Source organism: Xenorhabdus sp. IM139775 (assembly GCF_028598745.1).
Taxonomy (GTDB): domain Bacteria; phylum Pseudomonadota; class Gammaproteobacteria; order Enterobacterales; family Enterobacteriaceae; genus Xenorhabdus.
On the sequence record NZ_JAQRFK010000188.1, the window covers coordinates 1 to 1,289 of the forward strand.

The 1,289-nt window shown below is 60.8% G+C and carries 1 protein-coding gene; it reads left to right on the forward strand.

The features are described from left to right. Nucleotides 1-22 precede the first annotated feature (22 nt). The coding region (locus PSI17_RS16865) for a CHC2 zinc finger domain-containing protein (protein WP_273553059.1) at nucleotides 23-1,289 on the forward strand (1,267 nt) is incomplete at its 3' end.

Genomic DNA, 1,289 nt, shown 5'->3' on the forward strand with positions numbered 1-1,289 from the left:
AGGTTTTTTAAAGGACTAAGATATGGCTCGCATTCCCGACGCAGAATTACAGCACCTGAAAGCCGCCGTCTCCTTAGTTGCTATTATTGAGCAGCAGGGGCGGCAGTTGTTTAAGCGTGGTAAAGATATGACCGTGCTCTGCCCGTTCCATCAGGAAAAAACGCCCTCGATGGTGATCACGCCGTCGAAGAATCTCTACCACTGCTTTGGCTGCGAGGCGGGCGGTTCGGTGCTGGACTGGGTGATGAAAACCGAGGGGTTGAGCCTGCGCCATGCCGTGGAGCGGTTGCGTGCCGTGTTGGGTGTCAATCCTGCCGTTGAGCCACTGGTTGCCAGTGAGGAACTGGCCGGGGATGTCGGGGATGCCGCCGGGCAACAGGCGCTGCTGTTACGGGTGGTCGGGTTCTATCACCAGACCCTGCTCAATGCCCCGGAAGCGCATCAGTACCTGAAAAAACGCCGCCTTGATCATCCTGAACTGGCCAGCCATTTTAAGCTCGGCTTTGCCAACCGCACCCTCGGTTACCGGCTGCCGGAGAAAAAACAGAAAGCCGGTGCCGAGATCCGCGCCCGGCTTCAGGCGGCCGGGGTGTTGCGGGAGAGCGGCCATGAACACTTCAGCGGCTCGCTTGTGGTGCCGGTGATCGGGGCTGACGGTCAGGTACAGGAGCTGTACGGCCGTAAAATCACGGACCGCCTGCGGGCGGGCACCCCGCTGCACCTGTATCTGCCGGGTGCGCATGGCGGGGTCTGGAATGAAGCCGGGCTGGCCGGTTCGGCTTCGGTGATTTTGTGTGAATCGCTGATTGATGCGATGTCGTTCTGGTGTGCGGGGTATCGCCATGTGACCTGCGCGTATGGGGTACACGGCTTTACCGATGCGCACCGGGCGGCCTTCCGGCAGCATGACATCCGGCAGGTGCATATTGCCTATGACAATGATAAAGCGGGCAATGAAGCGGCGGCGCGACTGGCGGCAGAGTTGCAACTGGCCGGGCTGGATGTCTGGCGGGTCGTGTTCCCCGAAGGCAGCGATGCCAATCGTTTTAGCTGCGAGGTGGCAAACCCTGAAAATGCCTTCGGCCAGTTACTGGACGCGGCACAGTGGCTCGGTGAACCCACAAAAACGCCGCCGGCAAACCAAAATACCGCCGCCACGGTGTCAGTCCCTGCGGCGGCTTTGGTGCCTGAACCGGGTGTGGTCACGACACTTGCCGACAACGGGGATATCGTGGTCCGGCAGGACGGGCAGGAATGGCGGATACGCGGGGCGCAACAGAAAGCCGGTG